Raw genomic sequence first — 17,288 nt, forward strand, 5'->3', positions numbered from 1 at the left:
AAATATCAAAAAAAGATTCTATCAAACTAAATCTTAAATTTGATAGAATCCTTTTTAAATTTATATTAATTTAATACCATTTTCATGAATTAAGAACATTATATATTTTTTAATTTAAATCTATTAATCATATTCTCTAAATTTTCTGCTTGTGCTGATAGTTCTTCACTAGCTGCAGCGCTTTCTTCAGATATTGCTGAATTTGATTGAACTACGTCTGCTATCTGATCTATTCCACCATTTATTTGTTTTATTGATAAAGCTTGTTCTTCTAATGATTTAGTTATATTATTAACCAACTCTACAACATTCTTTGTATAATCAACTACTTCTACTAGTGACATTGCTGTAGTATCTGCTATCACTTTTCCATTTTCTACTGATTTCATAGAGCCCTCAATTAATTCTGCAGTATTCTTCACCGCTTTTGAACTCTCTTCCGCTAATTTTCTCACTTCTTCAGCAACTACCGCAAATCCTTTTCCTGCTTCACCAGCTCTAGCGGCTTCTATTGCTGCATTAAGTGCTAAGAGATTGGTTTGTTCAGCTATACTATCTATTGTAGTTATAACTTCTTTAATATTTCTAGATGAATTTTCTATTTCATTCATTGCATATAACATTTCTTTCATTTTTTCATTACTTCCTTGTATCTGTTCACCTAAATCATATGCAATTTTGTTAGTATCCTTAGCATTGTTAGCTGAATTTTGAACCTCTTCATTAATTTCGCCAATTGATGCTGTCAACTCTTCAATTCCACTCGCTTGTTCTGCCGCCCCTTGTGATAATGTTTGTGCTGTTGATGCTACTTGTTCTGATCCACCTTTTACTTGTACTGTTGCTTCTTTTATTTCCTTAAAAGTCTCATTCATAGAAGATATTATATTTATCAATGATTTTTTAATATTTATAAAGTCACCTTTATATTCATATTCAATATTAATGTCAAAATTACCTTTTGCCACATTATCTAATGTTTTATCTATTTCTGATATGTAGTCTCTAAGATTCTTTATTGTATTATTAAATGCTTCTGCTACTTTTCCGATTTCATCATCTGATTTTATTTCTATAAGCTCACTTAAGTTTCCTTGAGAAACCTTATCAGCAAATATGCATATATCATCTATAGGATTAAGAAGCTTATTAGATATTTTATATATAGCTCTAGATAGTCCAACAACTAAGATGACAGCAATTATTAAAATAAACATCATAACCTTATTTACTGATGAAAAAAGTTCATTCTGATCAACAATATTAATAACTGTCCATCCTGTTGTCTCAACCTGTTCACAAAAAGCTACTTTTTTATTTAATCCATATCCTAATTCAACTACTTTTGATTTTTCTGAACTAATATTTTCTGCAAGTTTATGAATTTCTTTATCATCAACATCATTTATATTAACCTTTAATGGATACTCACTATTTGGATGAACAATAAATGTTCCATCTTCAGCTATAAGCATGCTATAACCTTTTTTCCCATATTTTAAACTGTTAACTTTTTGTTCTATTGATTCTATTGCTAAGCTTGCTGCTGCTCCTAATTTCACTTGATTTTTATCATCTTTCACCCATGAAACCATCATGACCATATTCTTATCATAAGCTTCAGAATATGAAGGCTTAAAAATAGTGTCATATGGCTCTCCTGTGCTTGAATACTTTGAGAAAGCTTCTTCTATAATTCCTTTTGCCCATGGTGATGTAGCACTCTCACCTTTAGCTACATTGTAATATCTTGCTTCTAATTTATCGCCATTACTTGCATCCTTCCATTGTTCTTTAGATAATGTGGACATTATATGTATTGCTGAATATTCATTGGGATATTCAGCATTAACAAAATTCCAACGTGATAGATTTATCTTATCTATAGTATTAATAGTTTCTTCATCAGATAGATCTAAATCCACTCCACTATTAGCTATATCTTTCAAAATAGGACTATATGTAGTTTCTTGCACTTCTGCAAGTCTTGATTTTAGCCATAAATTTATGCCTTCAGTAGATTCCTTTTGTCTTGCTGACATAGAATCGATTAGTTCACTTTTAACAAAACTATTAATACTTAAATATGTTCCTAACGTAAGTATTACTAATCCTCCTATTATTATTGGTAAAACTATTTTTAATAATTTTCTTTTTATAGACTTCTCATTTTCTATATTAACTTTAAAAAACTTTTTCATATTATTCCCCCATTTTTATAAACAAATTATTTATATTATTCTTGATAGATACCTTCGTTAAGCCAAATATGTTTTAGTTCATCAGAATTTCTTTCTAAAGTAATTCTGTCTCTAACTTTCTTTGCTGGAACTCCTGCCACAAGAGAATTAGCTTCTACATTTTTGTTAACCAAAGCACATGCTGCTACTATACCTTGCTTGTCCACATTGACTCCTGGTAAAATAGTTGCATTTGCATATATTTTTGCATAGTCATCAATTATAACTTCTCCGTATGTTCTTAATGAATGTTCATGCTCAGAATGAGAGTGAGTAAATATATTTACCCCTTCGCCTATTCCAACTGAGTTTCCTATTTTAATTCCTCCCTTTGAATCTATGAATGCCCCTTTATTTATAAAGGCATTATCCCCTATCTCAATATTATCTGGAACATTAAACCTAACATTCTCTTCTGCAATAAAGTTTTTACCACATGATTTAAATAACTTTTTAGCAAGTATTCTTCTGAATGGAATTGCAAAGTTTGCTACAATACACATAGGAGTTTTGTCTAAAATATCCCACAAAAAGTGTAGATATTTTTTTTCTTTATTGTAATTATCTTCTGTATTCTTAGGTAAATATTCTGTGTATAACTCCATCTCCTCTAATACTTCAATTGGAAATGGACACTTTAATATTTCTAGTATTTTCGCTAGCCCTTCTATATTTACTCCATCTTCAACTATTTTTCTTACTTCTACTAATGCTTCTTCTATTGCCATTAATTCATTCCTCCATTTTCCATTTATATTTAATAAAAAATGCTATTTATTCTGTGAATAAATAGCATTACCTTATACAATAAATCTGATTTAAATAACAATATTATTATTTAAAATAATAATTATTAGTAACTGGCTAGCATAGTTTTCACCTTAGCTCCTTTAGTTTTGCGTCATTAAATTTCTTTAATTTTGCCTTTAGTATTATTAATTTTTCTATATATTTTAGATTGGAATATACATAGACTTCTATATTTTTTCTATACTTTTTTACAGCACGAATTATATTCTACTATTTTTTCGTATTTTTCTCAATAAATTTATAACATTATTTTAATATTTTTCTAAATATTAAAAATCCAATGATATAGATTTTATCATTGGATTTCTTAATACTATATATTTCATTATATTAAAAGTTATTACCATTCCATCCCCAATTTTCAACTTCTTCATACTTTACATAAATTTTATTTTGGGGAATTCCAAGTTCTTCTTCATATATTGAACATATTGCTTTTGTTAATTTATCATAAGCTTCCTTACTTGTTTTTCCAAAAATCTTAACTTCAACAAAAGCCCCTTTTTCTAATTCTTCACCTGAGAAAAATAATGAATATTCATCCTCAAAGCCAACCATTAAAAATCTTTCACTCTTACCTGGTACTAACTCTATTGCTTCACCTAATCTTTTCTTTATTATTTCTTTTTTCTCTTTAGAAACTTTTACTGTAATTTTAGATCCTATAAATGGCATACTCCATTCCTCCTTTATTCTCTTAAACAATAATCATCTTGCAATAATTTTATATTAAATCTAATATTATAAAAATCACTCACATATAATAAATATTATTACGACATGTATTAATATTATATTAACACCAATTATTATATTTTTCCAATAACTGCAAGTCTGATTGGTGATTATTAGAACTGAAATTTATTTTATTATCTACTTAGCTTCTTCTAGTATCTCTATAAATTCTTTTGTTTCTTTAATTTCATCAATAGTCTTAGGTTTATATGGTTTGGCATCATGCTTTGCAAACTCTAATTCAAACCACTTTACATCATGCCATTCTCCCATTTTATATCCAACATTTTTACATACTCCAATTTCTTTAAATCCTAAAGATCTATGTATGCTTTCACTTTTAATGTTTGGTGATGTGATCAATGCATATGCATTACAAAATCCCTGTATTTTCAAAGTTTTTAATAATGCATCATATAATGCTTTTCCTATATTTCTTCTTTGATATTCTGGACTTATGTATATAGAAAAGTCAACAGACCAATCATATGCTGCTCTTTCATTAAACTTAGATGCATACGCATATCCAACAATCTTATTATCAAATTCGCATACAAACCATGGATATATGCTTTGAATATTTTCCATTCTATCTTCGAATTCTTCTAATGAAGGTACTTCATATTCAAAAGTTATTGTGGTATCTGTTATAAATGGCTTATAAATACCTAATATTTCTGCACCATCTTCTATAGTAGCAAGTCTAATTAATTTATCCATTATATCTAATTTCCCCCTGACTTGTAATAAAGCTCTTCTCTTCTATCCTTTTTAATATTAAATTGTTTTTTTACTTTATTAATCTTATCTAATTCTATATTTTTTATGATGATTCCTTCTTTAGAATTCACATCATTCAAGAATTCACCAGTAGGTGATACAAAAACAGATGCCCCATTATATTCTAAATCATCTCCTACCCCAATTCTGTTTATTCCAAAAATATAACATTGATTTTCTATTGCACGTGCTTTCAATAATGATATCCAATGATCTTCTCTAGCTTTTGGCCAGCTTGCTCCTACAGTTATAATATGTGCTTCTTTAGATGCAATTTGAAATATTTCTGGAAATCTTAAATCATAGCATATAAATGGAGCAATTTTAAATTCATTTATTTTACAAATATCTATATGGTCACCCTTAGAATATATTTTATCTTCTCCGCCAAAAGTAAATGGGTGAATTTTAGTATAATTAGCTAATACCTCTCCAGACTTTGATATAATAGTATATTTATTTTCGCCTTTTTTATCAACTTTAATTGCAAATCCAAGTCCTATATTTATTTTATTATTAACGGCTATATTTTTTATTGTTTCTATTATTTCATCTTCACTTTTTTCTAATGAACTAATATTATTTGTAAATCCGCTTAAACACATTTCTGGAAATAAAATAAGTTCAACGTTTTTTGAGCTTGCTTCTTTAGTAAATGTCTCCACCCTATTAATATTTGTATTAAAATCTTCCCAAGCTAAATCCATTTGTGCAAGTGCAACTAACATAGCGAATCTCCTTTTTATTAATTTCATTGTGTTTTTTAAAACAATAAAAACTAATATTTGTTTAGTTTCATTGCCTGTTTAATACCATACCTTTTCTTATCTATCAAAATCCAATTAACCATAATATATCAAATATACTAATGTTATTCAATTATATAGAATAGCTTTTTATATGCTAATTATTATATTAATTAGTTTTCTTAATCGTTACATACTACCAATTTAAATTATTTTTTCAAAAATATCTCATAATCACTTTACCCGTCATAGTAATTGTGAGAATATAGTTAATATAACAGGTAAATTAATTTAAATGGAATATGAAATTAATTAGTAGCAATATGATTCGTCAGTTTTGCTTCATTTATACACCTCAATAAAAAGTAATTCTATAAAGTAGGTAAATTATATGCAAATAAATCGACTATTTGAAATAGTATATATTTTATTAAATAAAAAAAGCATAACAGCAAAAGAACTTTCTGAACACTTTGAAGTCTCTCAAAGAACTATATATAGAGATATAGATACTTTATGTGAATGTGGAATTCCTATATACACAAGTAAAGGAAAAGGTGGTGGAATAGGCTTATTAGATAGTTTCATACTAAATAAATCTATCCTTTCAGAAGATGAGCAAAATGAAATATTATGTGCACTTAAAAGCCTTCAAGCCACAAATTATAAGGATAATAATTCTGTTCTTTCTAAACTCAGTAATTTATTTGGTACAACTAATACCAATTGGATTGAAATAGATTTTTCTGGATGGAATTCAAATTCTGAAGAAAATTTTTCTCTCTTAAAACATGCTATTTTAAATACTAAAGTAGTTTCCTTTGATTATTACAGTAGTTATGGTGAAAAAACTACTCGTTCAGTTGAGCCACTTCAATTATGGTTTAAAGATAAAAACTGGTATCTAAAAGCATTTTGTAAATTAAAAGAAAGCTACAGAATATTTAGATTAAGCAGAATCAAAAATCTATTTATATCAGATGAAACTTTCATAAGAAAACTTCCTGAAATTCAACTTGAATCTAGAAGTTTAGAAAAAAATCATGATATTGTAAATTTAAAATTAAATATAAATTCTTCTCAGTCTTATCGTGTTTACGATGAGTTTGATTACGATCAAATAACCGTAAATGATGATAATACATTTACAGTATCTGCATCATATCCTCAAGGTGAATGGATCTATTCATATATTCTTTCTTTTGGCCCTGATGCTACTGTTTTAGAACCTGAATATGTTAGAAATATTATCAAAGGCAGACTAAATAAAATGATTAATAAATACTAAATTAACTTTTTAATATGACATATTGTTGTCATATTAAACCCATTATAATATCTTTAACAAATAAATTTAATTTTGGAGGTTATTATTTATGGAAAATCAAAATGTATCTTATTGTCAAAGCTGTGGAATGCCACTTAACACTGATGTTTTAGGCACAAATTCTGATGGCAGCAAAAATAATGAGTATTGTACTTATTGCTTTAAGGATGGTAAATTTACAGCTGATATATCAATGAACGAAATGATTGAATTTTGCATACCACATATGGTAAATGCTAATAAAGATATTAGTGAAGAAAAAGCTAGAAACATCATGCAGCAATTCTTCCCTAATTTAAAACGTTGGAAGTAGCTGTAGCACTTACAAATATAAAATGGTTGTCGCAGATTATTTAATGCGCAACCTCTTATTATGAGGTGAATTATGAATTATATTCCTGCTAAGACACTATTAACTCGAACAAAAGACTCATCCTGGTTTGGAACAGATTATACTATGAATATCTATAAAGGCTGCTGTCATGGATGTATTTATTGTGATAGTAGAAGTGATTGTTATGGTGTAGATAATTTTGACACTGTTCGTGCAAAAGAAAATTCCTCAATTATTCTTCAAAGAGAACTTCGGCATAAAATCAAAACCGGAGTCATTTTTACCGGCTCCATGAGTGATCCATATAATCCTTTTGAAAAAAAATATGAACTTACTAGAAATGCGCTCAGCCTTATGAATAATTATGGATTTGGAGTTGCTATTGCCACAAAAAGCAGCTTAATCTGCAGAGATATTGATATTTTACAAAGAATAAAGGAACACTCTCCTCTTATTTGCAAGATAACCATCACTACTTTTGATAATAGTTTATCTAGTCAAATTGAGCAAAATGTTAATCCATCATCTGAACGATTTAAAGCAATTGATAAATTATCGCAAGCTGGAATTTATTCAGGAATATTATTAATGCCTATTCTTCCTTTTATCAATGATAATAAAGAAAACATTATTAATATAGTACATAAGGCTAAAGAATGTGGAGCAAAATTTATATTTCCTGCATTTGGAGTTACCCTTAGAAACAATCAACGTGATTACTTTTTTAAGAAATTAGATGAGTCTTTTCCTAATATTAAATTTAAATATATTAATCACTATAAAAATTCATATGCTTGTGGTTCACCTAATGCAAATAACCTTTATTATTCTTTTAAGAATGAATGTGAAAAGCTTGGTATTTTATATGAAATGAATGATATTATATCAGATTATAAATCTAAATATGTACCTAAACAAATTTCCTTATTTTAAATTGCATTTCTCTTACAATGATTTGAAACAATTATGTATCAGAGTTTTAAGATAGTGAGAGTAATTATATTTAAATAATCACCTCTGGTGCACAAAAAAATTATGTATAAAAAAATCGCCAAGGCGACTATGATATAATCCCCTATAAAATATAAATTCAATAGAATACAGTAACTTAAATTCAAGAAAATCCTTTAGCCGTCGATTTTTTTTCAGCGCATTCTGGATTTTCTGAGCTTGCCGAAGAAAAGGCCAAGCGCATATATTTTATTTTTTTATTCTTTAGGTTAAATGACATTAGTTTATTGCAATATTTTTCAAAACAGTTTATACCCTCAATGGGTACCTCATCCACAGATTGTCCATCAATATAATTTCCTAAAGAATAAAAAAATCACTAAGGCAATTATGTCATTACAAATTTTTAAGAATTAGTTCAATAATGAACAACTGCTACTTAATAGAAAATTAGACTTATTGGGACTTGTCTAATTTTCTATAATTTTTTATAGTTATCTTATTTAAAATAATCTTTATTATATTTTGTTTTCTATCTCCTCTTTAAACATTATGGCAAAAGCTACTAACAAAATAATACAACAAAATAACACAGACTTCTCATTAAACAGTTTTGTTACTAAGGCTCCAATAGCAGCTCCTAGTATGAAAAATAGTATTATCCCATAATACTGAAGAGTCCTATGTAACATACTCTTATCCTTAGTTTTTTTATACTTATAAAGTTGCTCTGTTCCACTTCTTAGATTGCCTGTACACATAGTTGTTGCAAATGCATTTCCATGTACTTTACGAAAACTCTCTACCTGCATTGAGCATACAAAAGAAATAGCAACATTCACAATTACATTCATATTACCTGATGGAACAAATCCAACAATAAATAAAATTATTATTTCAATCACTATTATTATCTGTCTCCAATGAATATGATTGCTATCTTTATATTTACTTTTGATAACTTCCGATATTACAACGCCTAAGGCAAAAGACAATATTGGAATCAAATAATATATTGAATTTTTAAAATTTCCTTCTGCAATATTCAATCCTAAAAGTACAATATTACCTGTTTGTGCATTTGCAAATACTTCACCTCTTGATATATAAGTATATGCATCTAAAAATCCACCAACAATAGCCAATAATATTCCTAGTCTAAACGTTTCTGACATCTGCCTCTTTTTATTCATGATACAACTTGCCCCCTTCGTAAAAAATTATACAACATAAAACACAGAAATCAAGGACAAGCTTAATTTCTGTGCTTATATATTTTTCTTAAATTAAGCTATTATTTTAAATACAAATACTAGCTTAGTTATCTTCCTAAAATTAATGCTGATTGAGGCTGTATCTTTATTGTACCTGATACATATTCATCTTTTTCAAATTTAGATGAGCTTTCTGAATCAGCTAATACCTGCCATTTATCATTTGGAAGAGTTACTTCTATATTTTCTACTGTACTATTATATGCTACGTAAACCTCATTCCATAAGTCATCAGTTCCATCATCACTTTGTAGTGTATAAATTACACCCCCCTTATGTGTCACTGGTAGAAACTTTATTCTATCTACATTATCTAATTTTCCATTATAAAACGCAGAGAAGTTATTTCTAATTTTAATAAGTCCTTTGTAATATTCCACAAGATCACTATATTCATATGCTCTAGTCCAATCAAGCTTATTAAGTTCTGGTGATAAATTATAGCTATTATCTTCACCTAATTTTGTACGTGCAAATTCCTCTCCTGCTTGAAAAAACACAGTTCCTTGACAAGTAAATACTATAGCTGCAACTAACTTGTTAATTCTTATTAACTCTTTATCTGTTTTACGATAATCTTTCTCTGTTTTTAAGCACTCCATTAATTTATCATATAGAGTAAAATTATCATGTGCTGATACATAAGAAATAATTTGCTTTGGTGATTTTGGATTCCATTCCTCAACACTATTACACCAAGCCCTTACAGATGATTTAATATCTTCTTCAAAACCTTCTCCGCCATTTACAAAGCCAGGTACTTCACCATAAAATACATGCCCTTTAATGGCATCTCTTGTGCTATCACAAAATATTGCTATTCTTTCATCAAGTTTATCAATATTTTTCTTAAGAGCTGGAATAGCATTTTCCTCCATTGGTGATTCATCTGCAGCCCATGGCTCTCCATACATTAGAATATTCTTTCCATTTGGAAGTTTATCTAACTCTTGCCTAATCTCATTCATTAATTCTACATTGTGAAGTCCCATTAAATCAAATCTAAAACCATCAATGTGATACTCATCAGCCCAATAAAGAATAGAATTCTTCATATAATTACCAAACATTTTTCTCTCACTAGCAGTATCATTACCACAAGCAGAGCCATTGCAAAGTGTTCCATCCTCATTTTGTCTATAGTAATAATACGGAACTGTCTTTTGAAACCATGAATCTAAAGAATAAGTGTGATTATATACAACATCCATAACAACACTTATTCCTGCATTGTGAAGCGCTAATACCATTTCTTTGAATTCTCTAATCCTTACATCTCCTTTAAATGGATTAGTAGAATATGAACCTTCTGGAACATTATAATTAAGAGGATCATACCCCCAATTAAATTGGTTATCATCTTTACTTTCATCAACAGATGCATAATCAAATGCAGGTAAAATATGAACATGAGTAATTCCAAGTTCCTTTAAATAATCAATTCCTGTTTTATGAACATTATCATTATTCAATGTTGTTCCATTCTCAGTAAAAGCAAGATATTTTCCTCGATATTTATCACTTATTCCACTGGCTTTATCATAAGAAAAATCCTTTATATGAAGCTCATATATTATTGGACAGTCGACTTGTGCTCTTGTATGACTATCCTCATTCCATCCAGTAGGATCTGTTTTATTTAAATCTATAACCATACTTCTATTTCCATTTACTCCACATGCAATTGCATATGGATCTGCACTAACAAAGACTTCATTATCTATTTTTATCCTATAATCATAGTACACCCCATCTAAGTCATCCTCTATTTCTTTTTCCCATATTCCATTATCTGATTTCTTCATGTTAAATGAATTAAGTTGTTTAGAGTCTGCTTCTTCATCGCTTCCAGCATTATATAATCTAATAACAACTTCTGCTGCTGTTGGTGCCCATAATTTGAATACAGTCTTGTCTTTCAAATAAGTAATACCTAGGTCTTTTTCATTATATATATACTTGTTTTTAAATTCTTCTGATGAATAGTATCTTTTAAGTTCTAAAGGAGTCATATTAATATATCCCCCTTTCTTCTATTACTTTATATACTCTTAATATTGCAGCTACACTCCATGCCTGTGCGAAACATCCTTTTGAAATAGTAGGATTATTTCCATCATAGATTTCAGGGATTTGACCTATACATCCCTCTCTTAAACATGCTTCCATAACTTCGAGCTGATTTTCAACTATATTTACTGCTTCTTTTGAATAATCATTTACTTTTAAGTATGCAATGTAATATGCTCCAAGTGGAAATGCCCATACGGTTCCTTGATGATATGCCAAATCTCTTTTTAACTGCTCTCCTCCATAAAATCCTTTAAATTCTTTATCATCCATAGATAATGTTCTTAGCCCATATGGAGTATATAATTTTTCAAATACAGTCTGTACAACCTTCTTCTCTTTTTCTCTTTCAAGCATTGTAAATGGCATTGATACTATCCATATTTGATTACATCTAACTTGATTATCTGCATCTGTTCCAGAAATAACATCTTTTAAGCAGTTTTTTCCTGCATTCCAAAATTTCTTTGTAAAACTTTCTTTTACTAAGTCTGCAAGCTTTATATATTCTTGATCTTTTTCTCCTATTAAATTTGATAATTCATTCATAATCATAAGAGAACTATACCAATAAGCATTTATTTCTACTGGCTTGCCATGTCTAGGTGTTGGAAGAATATCATCTATTCTTACATCCATCCATGTAACCTGATCATAACCACTTCCTGCTTGAATTAAACCATCAACATCCATTTTAATATCAAAGTCAGTTCCATTTTTATAGCAATTAATAATTTCTTGCATTACAGGATATGCTTCTTTAATAAATTCTACATCATTAGAACTTTTATAATATTCATAAACAGCATTAATAAATAAAAGTGAAGCATCTGCTGTGTTATACATTGCTTCATTATTACCTTCTGGAAAGATATTAGGCATAATTCCATTTTTACAGTAGTGCATAAATGTTCTAAATATATTTTTTGCATCTTCAAACTGCTTTGTTGCTATGCAGCATCCACTCAATGCAATCATAGTATCTCTTCCCCAGTCTTCAAAAAACGGGTATCCTGCTATAATCGATTTACCTTTTGTTGATTCCCTTTTGACAACAAATTGATTTGCACTTTTAACTAACATATTAGCAATATCATGATTCATATCTGCTGTTTTTATTAATTGTTTTCTATACTCCACTGACTCATCTATTATTTTCTCAGCAGTATCATTTATTTTTTCTGTGCTATACACAATATAAAATTCTTTTGATTCTTTAGGTCTAACATTAAAATGTATTTTATGATTATGTGCAACATTTCCATGTCTTTCCCTTCCATCACGTTCATCGTGTTCAAACAACAAATTTTCTTCATGCTCTGTAGGATAAGTTGATACTTTCCCATTAGTTTTATAATAAAGATTTATGTTATTACTTTTTATTTCATTCTCATTAATATAAAACTGCTGATCTAAAGAAAGAATAGCTCCTTTTTTTATAAATTCCATATATGGTGTTATTTCAGATTCTACTTCATAGTTCGTAAAATTATTTATCTCATAAGTAATTGCTACAGTATTTTTATTTTGCCTCATGGCGACCTTCTTTATTATTTCTACACCATGGATATGATATGTCCATTCTGGTATGTCTTCAAAAGAAAATTTGCTTTGATAATTAAATCCTGATCTATTATTTTTAGAATCTAAATATTTTTGGCTGCTAAAATCAATATAAACATGGTTTATTTTTATTCTTTGTCCTAAATTAGAAATTATATTGTATCTATTATTAGGTGCTTTTAGACATGCCATTAATAGCGCATGATCATTTCTTGCATTAGATCCTATCATTGTTAATGAAGAAAAACCGCCTAACCCGTTTGTTAACAGGTAGCAGTTTTCTTCTCCTCTTTCAATAGTACTCCAATCATTTTTTCCATAAATGAATTTCATATTATATTCCTCTCTAAATTAATTACTTACATTTTTTTGTTCTTTATATGATTTAACTTCTTTATTAACTTCTTCAACTATCTTATCTCCACCTTGCTTGTACCACTCAGCAGAAAATTTATCAAAATAATCTATAGGTTCTTCTCCTGTTATTATCTTAAGATAAGCCTCACTCTCTAATTCTTCTAGTTTCCACCAGATTCTCGTCATAGTATCCGTTTCTCCAAAAAAGACTCCCTTAACCCTCTTTAAATTGGCATTATATAATACAGAGGTTGATGTTATTCTCGAGGTATATGCAGCCCAATCCTCTAAAGAAGCATCATCTGGATTCTCTAAATACCTTTTGCATTGTTCATAATACGAATATTCTATTAGCTGTAAGCTGTATGGCTCTATTTTATCATTTAATGCATTTGTTATATTTTCATAACCTCGTATTAATGCATCTTGATAATCTACATTTATTCCTAATGGTCTAGCTGTCGGGTCCACATTTTCCTTATAATAATCTCCAATTTCTTTTAAAGATTCATCTGTACATCTTAAATAATCAAAAAGCACACTATTTATCTTCATTACAATTTCAGGATGTTTATAGCCCTTTCTAACAACTAAATATTTGCTGCTAGGGTTTTGTGTACAAAAACTTGTACTTCCATCTGCATTAGTTGAAATAAGATATGGCTGCCAATCTGCTTTTTCATTTACTCTCTTTGATTCAATTAACGGATTGTTTGGTGCCCACCATAATCCAAAAAAAGAACCACATTGCCCATTTATAATTAATTCTTCAATATTATTTTGTGCACGCAATAGAAATTGTTTATCTAAAATTCCTTCATTATATAATTTATTCATATGTGCTAAAGCATCTTTTGCTGCTGGTTGTACCGATCCATATACAGCATTTCCATTCTCATCTTCAATCCATTGTTTTGGATAAGAATTAAAATTAGCAAATATAATATCTGCTTGTGTCATATAGCTATACCCATTCTTACTTGTTATTTCAGGAGAACATACTAATCCAATTGTTTTACCCGATCCATTTTCTCCTGGATCTTTTTCTATAAACTGTCTAATTATATTTTCAGCGTCAGTTAATGTCTTTGGTGGCTCTAGTCCAAGCTTGTCCATCCAATCCTTTCTAAGCCATAGTAAGTTAGGTCCATATTCTATATTAGTTTCAGGTAATGCCATCAATTTACCATTAAAAGTTATATTATTAAAAACAGTATCTCCATAACCTGAATAAATTGCTTTAATTCTATCACTAGCACATTCTTTATATACTTCAGTTAAGTCTTCTATCATATCATTCTTAACTAACAATTTTAAGTATTCATAATCATCAATTAACATAACATCTGGAATATTTTTAGAAGATATAGCCATGGTTATCATGTTATTATAATCATTATCCGTAGCCTCAAAAGTATCTATATTTTGAACATTTAATTTTTCTTTTAAATATCTTGTGTATGCATTATTTTCATAAGTATCACCAGCAGGCATATTTGAATTATTTACACCAGTCATTTTACCTAAAGTATAAGTAATAGTTTCTGGATATCTTCCAAAGGGAGTACTACATGCTTCTTCATACTGTTTTGTTTTATCAGCGACTTTCTTTTCCGCATTACTTGTACTAAAGCATCCATTAATACCAGACATAATATAGAAAATAATAATCACTAAGCTAAATTTTTTTCTCATCTTTCTCCCTCCAGAATTCATAGTCTTTACTATTTTCATAATAGACTAAACCACATCTTCTAGCAATATTTATAATTTTTTATTTAATAATCCAAATATGGAAAGCTTAAAAAAAGCCCGAAGGCTTTTTTTAATTTGCTGAATTACACATATTAGAATTTATCCTTTTACTGCACCAGTACTACCTTCCATATAATATTTCTGCATAGAACAGAATAAAATAGCAATTGGAATTGATACAAGTACTGCTCCAGCCGCAAATCTAGTATAATAATTCGTTATATTTTCCTTCTCAAGCATATTCCAAAGCCCTATTGCAACAGTGTAGTATTTAGATTCAGAACCTGCTATTACTTTAGCAAAAATGAAATCCATCCACGGAGCTATAAATGCAGACAAGATTGTTTGTACAATAATAGGCTTTGATAATGGAATAGTTATCTTAGTGAAAACCTGCCATTTTGTACATCCATCAATATATGCTGCCTCATCAATTGATTTTGAAATTGTATCAAAGAATCCTTTGGCAACATAAAATGTAAGCCCAGCTCCTCCTGAATATACAAGCACTAATGCCACTAACTTTAATGCTCCTGTAGTAAGTCCAACTCCCTTTAATATATAGTATACAGCTATCATAGCCATGAATCCTGGGAACATTCCTAATACTAAAGCTATATTCATTAATTTCTTTCTCATCTTAAATCTAATTCTAGACATAACATATGATACAGATAATGTATAGAATGTAGATATTACACAACTAAAACAAGCAACGATAAATGTATTCCTAAACCATAGTGGAAAATTAAACATATCAGTTTCTGTAAATAAACGAACGTAATTATTAATTGTATATGTTTTAGGTAAAACTGTACTTGTATAAGCTCCTTGTTCGCCTCTAAATGAAATTAAAATTATCCATATAATTGGCAGAACCCACACAATAACTAATAATGCTAGAAATAAATGAACAAATATATTGATTAATTTCTTTTTATTCATTATTGGAATCCCTCCTCATTCTTATAAGCATTAGTTCTTCTATATGTTATAATTGATGCTGTTGCTGTAATTATAAATACTAAAATACCAATAACAGCTCCTAAGTTATAGTCCTTATTATCTATTGTTAATTTATATAACCAAGTAACTAATAAATCTGTCTTACCTGCAGTCATCTTATAATAATCCATAGTTGCTGGTAATCCTGCTGTTAGAAGATAAATTACATTGAAGTTATTAATATTACCAACAAATGTTGTTATTAATGATGGTCCAGTGATGAATAACATATATGGTAATGTTATTTTAAAGAATATAGTAACTGAGCTTGCACCATCTATTCTAGCTGCTTCATATAACTCTGTTGGAATATTTTGAAGTATACCAGTCATAGTCAAAATAGTATATGGAATACCAACCCATAGGTTAATTATAATTACAGTAACACGTGCCCATGTTACATTTGTAAGAAATGGAAGTGATTGTCCTGCTGCTAAAACTCCTATATTCCTCAATAGAATATTAACAGCCCCTTCTGGCTGTAGCATTGTTCTCACAACTAATAAACTTACAAATTGAGGAACTGCAATAGATAATATAAATCCAAACCTCCAAAATGATTTAAACTTTGTATCCTTACGATTAATAATAATTGCTAAAATCATTCCTAATATATAATTAAGCCCTGTAGCAAAAATTGCCCAAACTATTGTCCATCCAAGCACTGGCCAGAATGTCTTTCCTAAATCTCCTGTAAAACTTAAAGTTCTTCCGAAGTTTACTAATCCAACCCAATGGAATAGGTTTCCTGGTGGTTGATGATCACGATCATAATTTGTAAATGCCATACTCATCATAAATACTAAAGGCATAACTGTGAATATAATAACTCCCATTATAGGGAAAAACAGCAATGTCTTATGTATACAGCTATCTGAGTAAGTTTTCATTTCTTCTAAAAAAGTAGGAATATGTTTGCTTTGTTCTTTTTTAACCTGTGCCTTGTATGCAGATTTAACACCTGCTCTCCATATAATTATAAATCCAAAAATAGCAAAAAAAGTAATTACTCCATAAAGCAAAATAAGCATGGAGTTATCCCCCATAGCATATTCATAAACTTGAGTTTTTTCATTAAATACTTCACCTGTTACTTTTTCTCCTAAAGAAATCATCATGTATAATGCATGAAATCCTTCTGATACCATAATTCCTATAAATGTAAATTCTGATAATAAAAATAGGATACCTTTTATAAATTCTTTTCTAGCAAAGTTACCTGCTCCAAGAATAATCATTGAAAGCCTTGTAAATATATCTCCTTTTTTTATTGCATTTTGAACAGTATATTCTGTATAGAAATCATTAACTTTAGATTTCTTAACTTTTGCTATATCCACT

General features: G+C 28.8%; 14 protein-coding genes and 1 riboswitch. Of the genes, 3 read left to right on the forward strand and 11 right to left on the reverse strand.

Going from position 1 to position 17,288, the window contains the following annotated elements; genetic code table 11:
* Window positions 1–98 precede the first annotated feature (98 nt).
* The 5 genes from BN2920_RS20420 to BN2920_RS20440 form a co-directional block, all read right to left on the reverse strand.
* Window positions 99–2,201: a methyl-accepting chemotaxis protein gene (locus tag BN2920_RS20420; protein ID WP_058296800.1), complete on the reverse strand. Its 2,103-nt coding sequence runs from the start codon at window positions 2,199–2,201 to the stop codon at window positions 99–101.
* 35 nt (window positions 2,202–2,236) lie between these two features.
* A complete protein-coding gene (locus tag BN2920_RS20425; protein WP_058296801.1) occupies window positions 2,237–2,968 on the reverse strand; it encodes an acyltransferase in 732 nt (243 codons plus the stop codon).
* Between the two features lie 124 nt (window positions 2,969–3,092).
* A riboswitch (cyclic di-GMP riboswitch) is annotated at window positions 3,093–3,175 on the reverse strand.
* A 205-nt stretch (window positions 3,176–3,380) separates the two neighbouring features.
* On the reverse strand, window positions 3,381–3,725 hold the full coding sequence (locus tag BN2920_RS20430; RefSeq protein WP_058296802.1) for a phenylpyruvate tautomerase MIF-related protein: 345 nt from the start codon (window positions 3,723–3,725) through the stop codon (window positions 3,381–3,383).
* A gap of 198 nt (window positions 3,726–3,923) precedes the next feature.
* Complete coding sequence (locus BN2920_RS20435) at window positions 3,924–4,505, reverse strand: GNAT family N-acetyltransferase (protein WP_058296803.1); 582 nt, start codon at window positions 4,503–4,505, stop codon at window positions 3,924–3,926.
* A 5-nt stretch (window positions 4,506–4,510) separates the two neighbouring features.
* Window positions 4,511–5,293: a nitrilase-related carbon-nitrogen hydrolase gene (locus tag BN2920_RS20440; protein WP_058296804.1), complete on the reverse strand. Its 783-nt coding sequence runs from the start codon at window positions 5,291–5,293 to the stop codon at window positions 4,511–4,513.
* Between the two features lie 409 nt (window positions 5,294–5,702).
* Here BN2920_RS20440 and BN2920_RS20445 point away from each other — a divergent pair, with 409 nt between their 5' ends.
* The 3 genes from BN2920_RS20445 to BN2920_RS20455 all read left to right on the forward strand — a co-directional run bounded on the left by BN2920_RS20445 (window position 5,703) and on the right by BN2920_RS20455 (window position 7,905).
* A complete protein-coding gene (locus BN2920_RS20445) occupies window positions 5,703–6,599 on the forward strand; it encodes a helix-turn-helix transcriptional regulator (RefSeq protein ID WP_058296805.1) in 897 nt (298 codons plus the stop codon).
* 88 nt (window positions 6,600–6,687) lie between these two features.
* Window positions 6,688–6,951 (forward strand): zinc ribbon domain-containing protein, encoded by a 264-nt coding sequence (locus BN2920_RS20450; protein ID WP_058296806.1) that lies wholly within the window; start codon window positions 6,688–6,690, stop codon window positions 6,949–6,951.
* A 72-nt stretch (window positions 6,952–7,023) separates the two neighbouring features.
* Window positions 7,024–7,905, forward strand: coding sequence for an SPL family radical SAM protein (locus BN2920_RS20455; protein WP_058296807.1), 882 nt, complete (start codon window positions 7,024–7,026; stop codon window positions 7,903–7,905).
* Between the two features lie 536 nt (window positions 7,906–8,441).
* Here BN2920_RS20455 and BN2920_RS20460 read toward each other — a convergent pair.
* The 6 genes from BN2920_RS20460 to BN2920_RS20485 all read right to left on the reverse strand — a co-directional run bounded on the left by BN2920_RS20460 (window position 8,442) and on the right by BN2920_RS20485 (window position 17,287).
* Window positions 8,442–9,116 carry a YoaK family protein gene (locus tag BN2920_RS20460; protein ID WP_058296808.1) on the reverse strand — a complete coding sequence of 225 codons (675 nt, stop codon included), beginning with the start codon at window positions 9,114–9,116 and terminating at the stop codon, window positions 8,442–8,444.
* Window positions 9,117–9,244: 128 nt separating this feature from the next.
* Window positions 9,245–11,209, reverse strand: coding sequence for a type I pullulanase (pulA, locus tag BN2920_RS20465; protein WP_058296809.1), 1,965 nt, complete (start codon window positions 11,207–11,209; stop codon window positions 9,245–9,247).
* Window position 11,210: 1 nt separating this feature from the next.
* Window positions 11,211–13,163 (reverse strand): amylo-alpha-1,6-glucosidase, encoded by a 1,953-nt coding sequence (locus tag BN2920_RS20470; RefSeq protein ID WP_058296810.1) that lies wholly within the window; start codon window positions 13,161–13,163, stop codon window positions 11,211–11,213.
* 18 nt (window positions 13,164–13,181) lie between these two features.
* Window positions 13,182–14,882: an extracellular solute-binding protein gene (locus BN2920_RS20475; RefSeq protein WP_058296811.1), complete on the reverse strand. Its 1,701-nt coding sequence runs from the start codon at window positions 14,880–14,882 to the stop codon at window positions 13,182–13,184.
* Window positions 14,883–15,041: 159 nt separating this feature from the next.
* Complete coding sequence (locus BN2920_RS20480; protein ID WP_058296812.1) at window positions 15,042–15,887, reverse strand: sugar ABC transporter permease; 846 nt, start codon at window positions 15,885–15,887, stop codon at window positions 15,042–15,044.
* Entirely contained in the window at window positions 15,887–17,287 is a 1,401-nt protein-coding gene (locus tag BN2920_RS20485) for a carbohydrate ABC transporter permease (protein WP_338132751.1), read from the reverse strand. The genes BN2920_RS20480 and BN2920_RS20485 overlap by 1 nt, the downstream gene beginning before the upstream one ends.
* Window position 17,288 lies beyond the last annotated feature (1 nt).

This window comes from Clostridium neonatale (assembly GCF_001458595.1).
Taxonomy (GTDB): Bacteria; Bacillota; Clostridia; order Clostridiales; family Clostridiaceae; genus Clostridium; species Clostridium neonatale.

What these genes read in the sequence shown, in the direction of transcription:
- BN2920_RS20450 (WP_058296806.1), top strand. Translation starts at nt 6,688, where the DNA reads ATGGAAAATCAAAATGTATCTTATTGTCAAAGCTGTGGAATGCCACTT.
- BN2920_RS20445 (WP_058296805.1), top strand. Translation starts at nt 5,703, where the DNA reads ATGCAAATAAATCGACTATTTGAAATAGTATATATTTTATTAAATAAA.
- BN2920_RS20430 (WP_058296802.1), bottom strand. Translation starts at nt 3,725, where the DNA reads ATGCCATTTATAGGATCTAAAATTACAGTAAAAGTTTCTAAAGAGAAA.
- pulA (WP_058296809.1), bottom strand. Translation starts at nt 11,209, where the DNA reads ATGACTCCTTTAGAACTTAAAAGATACTATTCATCAGAAGAATTTAAA.
- BN2920_RS20440 (WP_058296804.1), bottom strand. Translation starts at nt 5,293, where the DNA reads ATGTTAGTTGCACTTGCACAAATGGATTTAGCTTGGGAAGATTTTAAT.
- BN2920_RS20455 (WP_058296807.1), top strand. Translation starts at nt 7,024, where the DNA reads ATGAATTATATTCCTGCTAAGACACTATTAACTCGAACAAAAGACTCA.
- BN2920_RS20435 (WP_058296803.1), bottom strand. Translation starts at nt 4,505, where the DNA reads ATGGATAAATTAATTAGACTTGCTACTATAGAAGATGGTGCAGAAATA.
- BN2920_RS20475 (WP_058296811.1), bottom strand. Translation starts at nt 14,882, where the DNA reads ATGAGAAAAAAATTTAGCTTAGTGATTATTATTTTCTATATTATGTCT.
- BN2920_RS20460 (WP_058296808.1), bottom strand. Translation starts at nt 9,116, where the DNA reads ATGAATAAAAAGAGGCAGATGTCAGAAACGTTTAGACTAGGAATATTA.
- BN2920_RS20470 (WP_058296810.1), bottom strand. Translation starts at nt 13,163, where the DNA reads ATGAAATTCATTTATGGAAAAAATGATTGGAGTACTATTGAAAGAGGA.
- BN2920_RS20425 (WP_058296801.1), bottom strand. Translation starts at nt 2,968, where the DNA reads ATGGCAATAGAAGAAGCATTAGTAGAAGTAAGAAAAATAGTTGAAGAT.
- BN2920_RS20480 (WP_058296812.1), bottom strand. Translation starts at nt 15,887, where the DNA reads ATGAATAAAAAGAAATTAATCAATATATTTGTTCATTTATTTCTAGCA.
- BN2920_RS20420 (WP_058296800.1), bottom strand. Translation starts at nt 2,201, where the DNA reads ATGAAAAAGTTTTTTAAAGTTAATATAGAAAATGAGAAGTCTATAAAA.